Origin of the sequence: Anoxybacteroides tepidamans (assembly GCF_014201465.1) — a bacterium.
Classification (GTDB): domain Bacteria; phylum Bacillota; class Bacilli; order Bacillales; family Anoxybacillaceae; genus Anoxybacteroides; species Anoxybacteroides tepidamans.
Map to the genome: position 1 here is coordinate 1 of NZ_JACHEP010000041.1, position 6,992 is coordinate 6,992.

General features: G+C 36.0%; 7 protein-coding genes. 1 reads left to right on the top strand and 6 read right to left on the bottom strand.

Features of this window, described 5'->3' with window-relative positions:
• The 4 genes from HNQ34_RS17030 to HNQ34_RS17045 all read right to left on the bottom strand — a co-directional run.
• On the bottom strand, nt 1–272 hold a 272-nt coding region (locus HNQ34_RS17030; RefSeq protein ID WP_409978388.1), incomplete at its 3' end, for an OsmC family protein.
• Nucleotides 273–457: 185 nt separating this feature from the next.
• On the bottom strand, nt 458–901 hold the full coding sequence (cynS, locus tag HNQ34_RS17035) for a cyanase (protein WP_183256513.1): 444 nt from the start codon (nt 899–901) through the stop codon (nt 458–460).
• Nucleotides 898–1,407, bottom strand: a complete 510-nt coding sequence (locus HNQ34_RS17040; RefSeq protein ID WP_183256514.1) for a DUF302 domain-containing protein — start codon at nt 1,405–1,407, stop codon at nt 898–900. The genes cynS and HNQ34_RS17040 overlap by 4 nt, the downstream gene beginning before the upstream one ends.
• Before the next feature lie 81 nt (nt 1,408–1,488).
• Entirely contained in the window at nt 1,489–2,568 is a 1,080-nt protein-coding gene (locus HNQ34_RS17045) for an acyl-CoA dehydrogenase family protein (RefSeq protein WP_183256515.1), read from the bottom strand.
• Between the two features lie 557 nt (nt 2,569–3,125).
• Between HNQ34_RS17045 and HNQ34_RS17050 the strand changes: the two genes are divergently transcribed.
• Nucleotides 3,126–3,692 carry a CGNR zinc finger domain-containing protein gene (locus HNQ34_RS17050; protein ID WP_183256516.1) on the top strand — a complete coding sequence of 189 codons (567 nt, stop codon included), beginning with the start codon at nt 3,126–3,128 and terminating at the stop codon, nt 3,690–3,692.
• A gap of 566 nt (nt 3,693–4,258) precedes the next feature.
• On the opposite strand, the gene HNQ34_RS17055 is transcribed toward HNQ34_RS17050, so the two are convergent.
• Complete coding sequence (locus tag HNQ34_RS17055) at nt 4,259–5,758, bottom strand: glycine betaine uptake BCCT transporter (protein ID WP_183256517.1); 1,500 nt, start codon at nt 5,756–5,758, stop codon at nt 4,259–4,261.
• A 462-nt stretch (nt 5,759–6,220) separates the two neighbouring features.
• Nucleotides 6,221–6,889 (bottom strand): TetR/AcrR family transcriptional regulator, encoded by a 669-nt coding sequence (locus tag HNQ34_RS17060; RefSeq protein ID WP_183256518.1) that lies wholly within the window; start codon nt 6,887–6,889, stop codon nt 6,221–6,223.
• Nucleotides 6,890–6,992: the final 103 nt, after the last annotated feature.

Sequence of the window (6,992 nt, forward strand, 5' to 3'; positions counted from 1 at the left end):
GCCATATACCCAACGGATAGACATGCTCCTAATGCAGCTAATACATGCTCAGACGGGTTTGGTGTTGTATTCGTTCCAAACAAGTGGCATGGTTCATCAATAACTACTGGATTTAAATCGCGTACATACGTCTCATTTAAAAACCCGCCTCTACATACCGTTGTAGCTTTGGAAACAATTTTATAATTTTCCGGTGTTGTTTCCGCCTTTTTCACCAAATCTTTTAATCCTTCCACATCAATTTGTTCTAATACTTTTGTCATTTTTTCCATGCTATCTTCCTCCCTAATTGATTTATTTTTTAAAATTTGCTTCATCACCATAAAATGTGCCTAACACATAACAAGTAATAGGCTTTGTGAAATAAGGATTGTGTATTAATCATTTCCTTAAAGGTGTAAAAGTAGAGCATTATCCAACTTTGTTTTAAAGATAAGCACAACTTTTGGTGAAGATCCTAAAATTTTTTGTATGGTAAATATTTCCCATTCAACTTAATGACTACTCGATCTCCCTTAGGATCTTCTTCTTTCTCTAAATCCATGCTAAAATCAATCGCACTCATGATTCCATCCCCAAATTTTTCATGGATAAGCGCCTTAAGTGCTTCACCATAGACTAAAATAATTTCATAGAAACGGTAAATCGTTGGATCGGTTGGAGGCATCGAAAACGACGTTCCTCGATAAGGGATTGTTTGCAAAAATTTAGATACTTCTGCTGGTAATTCCAAAAGATTAACGACTTTTTCTGCTTCTTTTTCATCCATTGTATGTTGTCCTAATAGTGCTGCAGCTGTCCACACCTCTGATCTCCCAATTGTTTCTGCTATTTGTGAAAAAGTTAGCCCTTTCTTTTTTTTAGCTTCCAGAATCATTTCAATCATTTGATTTGTTTTCATTTTTTATCTCCTCCGCTTATAGATTGTTCTACTAAATTTATAAGTATATGATTAATTTCTTGGGCCCAATCGCGAAGTTCTCCAACTATTTTTATATATTCTTTAAAAAGATACTCCATATCTCGAAAAATAATGGAACTTCCTTTACCAGATTCAGATCTGATTACTGCTATCCTTAGTGGAATATCTACTGCAGCAATAGGTAGTTTTTTTAATAATTTTGATCCCATTCGAGGATTACCAAATATAATAGTAAAGGCGGGATATGAGAATACTTGAGCAGTATCCATATCTGATTGATGATCTACCACTGCATATATTTTGATTCTTTGTTTTTCTAAACTAGTACAAATCTTTTGAACTATGTCTTTAGGTTCCTCTGTTACAAATTTAGTAATTAAAGAATCAAATTCTTTATGAAAATTTATTTTCTCCATCATGTCATGATCCATATCAGCATAATGATTGAAAGTGCATACCTCATGTTCTTTTTGTATAAAATCCATACAATCTCTTCCTCACGCCCCTCAAATAAGGATAAATATTAGGTTATTCTTGTTGCAGCGGGTTAAAACAACATATAAGAATTAGCAAGATGTTACATTATTTTCCATTAAAATCCTCTTCAAGTGTTTAATTGCTGGAGTAACTATTGCGATAAATAAGGCTTCCCGCAGTCTTCTCATACAATCAGATTTTCTATAATACCCTGCAGCACCTTGATATAAGAAAGCTATTTCAGCTGTCTTTAAAGCTAACTCAGCTGCTTCTAAACGTACTTGAACAGATGAAATAAAGTTGTTTTTTGTGAAGTTCTCGGATAGTAGGTAAGCTTTTTGCTGAAGTGCGTATAGTTGTTCTAGTATTTCACTTGGAGAAATACCAATAAATTGATTAGTTTTATTTTGTTTATCAACAACCTTTAGCATATTATCGATGCAAGCTTGAACCAAACCTAGCCCCATACCAGCTTGGGACAAAACAAAGCTCTGACGAATTTTAGGAATAAATTGATCAGCTGAATCTGAAATAATATACTCATTTGGAATAAAGACGTCATTAAATCGGCATGTATAGGACCTAGTTCCATTCATCCCTGTAAAATCTTTATGCTCCTTCATTTTAATTTCAGGCAAATCACAATTGATCATAGCAAAAATTCTCTGTTCCTTATTGACTTGAGCAATAACACCAAACCAATGTCCAGGTCCTAAGTTTGAAACAAACGGAGCTACACCATTAATGGAATAACCACCCTCTACTTTTTTTGCATTCAAGCGGATGTCTTCCATACCGGCATAGTATTTCATCGCATTTGATAACCCTGTACCCCCTAACAATTGTCCATTTTCCATCAAAGGGAGCAACTTTTCTTTTAAATACGAATTGTTGGAGTTTATGATAAAAGAAATTGATGTTGTATGACACCAAATTAGAAATGAAGTAGACACACAATATTTTGCTGACATTTCAATTAATTTTAATCGTTTCAGCAACGCCTCTTTTTCATTTAATTTTGAAAATTGGAAGGCTCCAAGCTTCCCTAATCCCCTCATAATTGATTCCGGATAAAAACCTTCCTCATCAACTAGACAGGCAACAGGGACTAATTGCTCTTTTAGAAAGCTCTCGTAAACTTCCATTTCACTTTGCTGCGTTATAGGCAATATCATCACTCTCCTGATTATTCATGTTTTCTAATCAAATATGTCAGATTATATAACACAAATAACTTTTATCACTCTCCTAACCATCAGGTTTTAAATATTATGTTATATTATATGACATTATCGACTTTTCATCACTCTCCTTATCGTTTGTGATTTTCTGATTAATAATATTGATTTATGCGATGTAAATCAACTTTGTTAATTAATTTATATCATCTAACCACCATACAGTCAATTAGGTAGTTATAAAAAAATAAAAAAACAATGTCATATATTCTAACATTTATCTCACATGCATTTTATAAAATTTTTCATTTTTACATAATTATAGTTAATCGCCGCAAAATGTACTTGACGAACACGTAATGTTGTGAAGCGAGGGATACCAATTATAATTCATTTACAATTATGTATAAACAAGGATAAAGTCCGCTTTTATTAAAAAATCAAGCACAACTTTTGGTGAAGAGCCATAATTCTAACTTTTGTTTTTTATTAAACTAAATGCTATAATCTTATCTAACAGTTTTTTGCTGGTTAGGAGGTCATTATTTATGAGCAACCATAATAATTTTGTGTTTGTAGGCGGAAATATTTCTATAGACTTTTCTAATACAATTAAAATGGTGAATGGAGTTAAAACCGATTTATTAACATCTCCTCTTGCTTTATATAAGTGGACAAAGCATTTTGAATTTAATATTCCTTTTACATCAATAGAAGAAAATTTTCAAAAACTTATTACTTTACGTGATTTGATCCACAATTGTTATCAAGATTTTGCATATAAAAGAAAAATTGCTACTGAACATCTTAGAAATTTCAATGAATTTATTCAAATTTCCGAAATTTTCCCGCAATTAATTACTGGTGTTTCAAACTTTCCGAAACTTTTTTATGAATCAAATCAATTGAATTCTCCACTTCTTCATCAAATTATTCAATCTTTTTTCGATGTTATAGGAGATGAAAAGACGTTAAGTAGATTAAAACCTTGTGAAAATGATGAATGTGTGCTTCTTTTCATAGATAAATCTAAAAACCAATCTCGTAGATGGTGTAGTATGACTATATGTGGTAACAAAATCAAGGCTTCAAATTTTTATTATCGCCATAGGTAAAAAAAATATTTTAGTTTTTACCAACAAAACAAGTAACTGTAACTGAACAATTTAGCTAACATAAATTTACATAACGAATAAAAGAAGGTACCGATTCAGCCCAATACTATATAAATGCACGTTGAAACTTTAACATTTTTCTTTTTTATGGAGTACTCGTTATTTTTCTACTGTCGGGTGACCGAACAACACCGCTCCCAGACAAATTTATTTGTCTGGGAGGCGGCTCGTTGTTCGGTCCTTTGTCACGCGAAGGCGTGACGAAGGCAAGTCACAGACTTGCCTCCGACAGTCGAAAAAATAGGGAGTCTACTTTTTCGTCCGCCATAAGTTAAACCTCCCAGTTGTATTTATATAATACCTCTGCTATACGCTTGGCGACGTCATTAGATGAAATGACAATTGGCCTGCCAAATGAAGATGTTGCCACTTTTCATCGCTTCTTCATTATCATTATATTAACAAAAAATCGCAAAGTCGTTTTTGGTGAAAAAAACAGAGAGCAAAACTATGGCTCTCTGTTTCTGTAAATCCCGGCAACCTTCGGGGCGTGACAGGTACCAAACCTATTTGCCTATTTCTTGCCTAAACGCGCGTAATAACGATACAACCATTAAGATCATAATAATGGTGAACGGGAAGGCAGCGATGATTGAAGCGGTTTGTAACGATTGCAAGCCGCCTGTCCAAAGCAAAATAGCTGCTATTACAGACTGAATAATACCCCACGTAAATTTGACAGAGTTGGCTGGATTTAAACTTCCATTCGTTGTCTGCATCCCAAGGACGAACGTCGCGGAATCAGCTGACGTGACGAAAAACGTACAAATAAGAATAATAGCAATCCCTGCCAACAACGAACCAAATGGAAAATGTTGAAGGACAGCAAATAGTGCCATTTCAACGCCTGCATCATTCATTATTTTCATAATATTCGCTTGCTCAAAACGCTCCAAATACAGCGCTGTGCCACCAAATACGGAAAACCAAATCATACTGAATACAGTTGGAACCAACAGAACTCCTATTATAAATTCTCGTACCGTACGCCCCCGTGAAACGCGAGCAATAAACGAGCCGACAAACGGTGCCCAAGCAATCCACCAAGCCCAATAAAAAATCGTCCACGATCTCGGCCAGTCACTTTGTTCAAACGGACTAAGCTTTAAACTCATCGATGAAAGGTTTTGTAAATAAGAACCTAGCGTCGTCGTAAACACATCCATAATAAAGTTCGTTGGACCAACAAACAACAAAAAAACCATCAACAAAGCTGCTAAAGCAACATTCGTATCACTTAACCACTTAATCCCTTTATCTAATCCTGTTTGTGCAGACAGCATAAACAATACCGTCACAATAACAATTACCATCAATTGGGTCGTAATCGTGTTATTAATAGCAGGGATTAAATGTGACAGCCCGCCGCTAATTTGAATCGCACCTAACCCAAGCGATGTTGCTACTCCAAAAATCGTTGCATATACTGCTAACGTGTCAATTGCTACGCCCGTCACACCGTCTACACGTTTTCCTAAAATTGGACGCAGTACTCCACTCATCACACCAGGCGCTTTTTTCCGGAATTGAAAGTATGCTAATGCTAATCCGACAACTGCATAAATCGCCCACGGATGCAATCCCCAATGGAAAAACGCATAACGCATTGCCACACGCGCTGACTCTGCTGTTTCTCCTTCACCAACCGGTGGCTCATAATAATGATACATCGGTTCGGCCACACCCCAAAACACTAACCCGATTCCCATTCCAGCACTAAACAACATTGCAAACCACGTTTTATAACTATAGTCCGGCTTCTCATCATCTGAACCAAGCCTTATGTTCCCATACTTCGAAAAAATGAGTACGAAGCAGAAAATAAGGAAAGCAGTCGCAGATAACAAATAAAACCAACCAAACTTATGAATAAGAAAGGCATGCACTGTCGAACTGACCACTGCTAAATTATAATGTGGCAGCACACTTTCAGGAATGATTCCCCATGTAATAAATAAAAGAGCAATCACAACAGAAACATAAAAAACAATCGTTGTCTGTTTCATCAAATTCCCCCTTATTTTCAAATTGTGCTTATGGGGATCGTGTTAGCATTTTCGGGTGTTAGAGGGAAATATACAGTTGTCTACATACAATGGTAAAGTAATGGAAAAATAATGTCAAGGAATATGTCCCCATTCCATCAATAGGGGTAAATAATAAAAAGCCCTAGTCGAAAGGCTAGAGCTGCTGATAAGACCGAGAGACTATTTATTAATGAAAGAGGTGACAGGCATTCAGGCGACTACTTCATACGAATTAAAAACTCTTCAAAAAATGATAGAGAGCCAACCTACGACCCTCTGTTTCTACAAATCCCGGCATATATCGGCACGGAACAGACATGCTCCTAACAAATACCCTGTCTTCACCACACGGCCTCCTTTGTGCGCATGCGCCGTTTCCATTAGTATACCGCAATTTTTTTGGAAGAAGATAGGAAAAACAAAACGAACGAACTGCCTCGTTCATTCCTTTTCGTCTATTGTTTTATAAATCCCATATTTAATAACTTTTAAATAGTCATCAAGCTCTTTCATCATGCGGTCGAAATGGCGAAGGAAGTCAAATTGTTTCATTTGGTATAATTTTTGATATTTTTGCGACAAATGGTCGACAATTGCCATCGTCATCTGAATGACCGTATGAACCGATACGTCGTCGCGCAATTTCTCCGTTGGAATTAGTTGTTTCAAAAAGATGTGCTCGAGCATAAACGCTTCTTCGTACGTTTCGTAATGTTGCTTTAATAACTCTTCCATTTCTTTTTTGACGACGGCTGGCGGCGTCATCATCGCAGCGACGACTAACTGCGTTTCGTACGGATATTGTGCAAGAACCCACTGTTTCGCGAGCGCGATTTCTTTAATTCGAACAAAAAAATCGGGCGACGAAACGGACTGCAGCGCTTCCATCACTTTTTCCAACAATAAATTTTTGGCGTACGTTACGACATAAAGATATAAGTTTTTTTTGCTTTTAAAGTAATGAAACAAAAGCCCTTTTGAAATGCCGGCACGGCTTGTGATCACATCCGTTGATGCCCTATCGTATCCGTGCTGCACAAACTCTTCAATGGCTACGCGAATAATTAACTGCTTTTTTTCTTCCGGCTGTTTTTCAAACGATGAATACAATGTTTACACCCACTAGCGTTGCACAGCTTACAAAATTAGTAAATAAAGTGTGATATAAAAAAACGTTTACGCAAAAGAAAAAAACTCCTATTGTAGAAGTGTT

Bases quoted from the DNA above. Each gene is read 5' to 3' on its own strand.
- HNQ34_RS17055 (WP_183256517.1), bottom strand. From the start codon at position 5,758: ATGAAACAGACAACGATTGTTTTTTATGTTTCTGTTGTGATTGCTCTT.
- HNQ34_RS17050 (WP_183256516.1), top strand. From the start codon at position 3,126: ATGAGCAACCATAATAATTTTGTGTTTGTAGGCGGAAATATTTCTATA.
- cynS (WP_183256513.1), bottom strand. From the start codon at position 901: ATGAAAACAAATCAAATGATTGAAATGATTCTGGAAGCTAAAAAAAAG.
- HNQ34_RS17040 (WP_183256514.1), bottom strand. From the start codon at position 1,407: ATGGATTTTATACAAAAAGAACATGAGGTATGCACTTTCAATCATTAT.